General features: G+C 63.9%; 1 protein-coding gene. It reads left to right on the forward strand.

All coding sequences use genetic code 11. The features are described from left to right. Positions 1 to 128 precede the first annotated feature (128 nt). Positions 129 to 1,316, forward strand: coding sequence for an IS1249 family transposase (locus G1C97_RS12040; RefSeq protein ID WP_470287755.1), 1,188 nt, complete (start codon positions 129 to 131; stop codon positions 1,314 to 1,316). Positions 1,317 to 1,370: the final 54 nt, after the last annotated feature.

Raw genomic sequence — 1,370 nt, forward strand, 5'->3', positions numbered from 1 at the left:
GGGTTAAGTAAAGAAACGTGGGTCTTAAATCCGGGGTTGGGCGTTCTCCTGTCTTGCGTGTCGGGGCGTGATTAACGGTCCGGGCGTTAATCCGGTCGGGTGCTTGACTTTTCGTGTTGGCTTGTTCCATGAGCAGGAACAAGTCTCCGAGGGCGAGGAAATGTCCGGTGTGCGCCGAACCTATGCGCAAGAAGGGGTTCACGAGGGCCGGGGCGCAACGATGGAAGTGCGATGCATGCCGCCTGAGCTCGACCGTGAGACGGGAGGATCGGACGCGCATGGCCGAGTTCCGCGCGTTCATCGCGTGGGTCACGGGCAAGCGGTCCATGAGCGAGGCCGCGGCGATGCTCGGAACCACGCGGCAGACGTTCGCGGCCAGGATCGCGTGGTGCTGGAACGTGGAGCCCGGGATGCCGGGCGTCTCCCGTTCCCACCGGTACGTGATGGCGGATGGTACGTATGTGCCGTACGGCTGGTGCCTGCTGGTGCTTTCCGGTGATGACGGCCGGCCCGTGAAGTGGCAGTGGTGTTCCGCGGAGACGACGGCCGCCTACCGGCAGCTTTTCGGGCACCTGAACAGACCGGGATTGCTGGTATGCGACGGCGGGCGGGGATGCCTGACGGCCGCCGGGGCCCGTTGGAAGGGGGTTTCCGCGCAGCGCTGCCTTGTGCACGTGCTGCGCAACACGCGCGTCGACCTGACGAACAAGCCCAAAAGCGAGGCAGGCAGGACGCTGCTCAAGCTCGCCCGCGGGCTCACCAAGGTGAAGACCGCCGACGAGGCCGCCATGTGGCTCACGGACCTCAACGCGTGGCATGCGGAGCACGGCTCCTATCTCAAGGAGCGCACCGACGCCAGACAGGATCCCATGCACGCGAACGGGCGCAAGTGGTGGTGGACGCACGAACGACTGCGCCGCGCCTACTTCCGATTGGTCAAACTGAACCGGGACCACATGCTGTTCGCGTTCTGCGACCCCGCCATAACCAAGGACGGCGGACCGCTGCCATCGACCACGAACCAGTTGGAGGGCGGCGTCAACGCGGTCGTCAAACGAACCCTCGACCACCACCGGGGACTATCCGAAGCGCATATGAAACGATGCTGCGAATGGACGGTCTACATGCTCACCGAGCATCCCGACCCGGAATTGTTCGTCACCCCCGCGCACTGGAAGACGGTCGGAAAGGAACCGGTCGAGGACAACGGACCGACGCCCGGCACCCTGACCGCGGTGCAACTGCCGGCCGTCGGCATCGATGCCTACGAGAACGGATTCGGCATCAGAAAAGGATGGGCAGGACGCTCAAAATAATCCACGCCACGCGATGACACGCGCGGATAAGACCCACGTTTCTTTACTTAACCC

The organism is Bifidobacterium olomucense (genome assembly GCF_012932375.1).
Taxonomy (GTDB): Bacteria; Actinomycetota; Actinomycetes; order Actinomycetales; family Bifidobacteriaceae; genus Bifidobacterium; species Bifidobacterium olomucense.

Excerpts from the sequence above, each read along its gene's own strand:
- G1C97_RS12040 (WP_470287755.1), top strand. The coding sequence starts at position 129 with ATGAGCAGGAACAAGTCTCCGAGGGCGAGGAAATGTCCGGTGTGCGCC.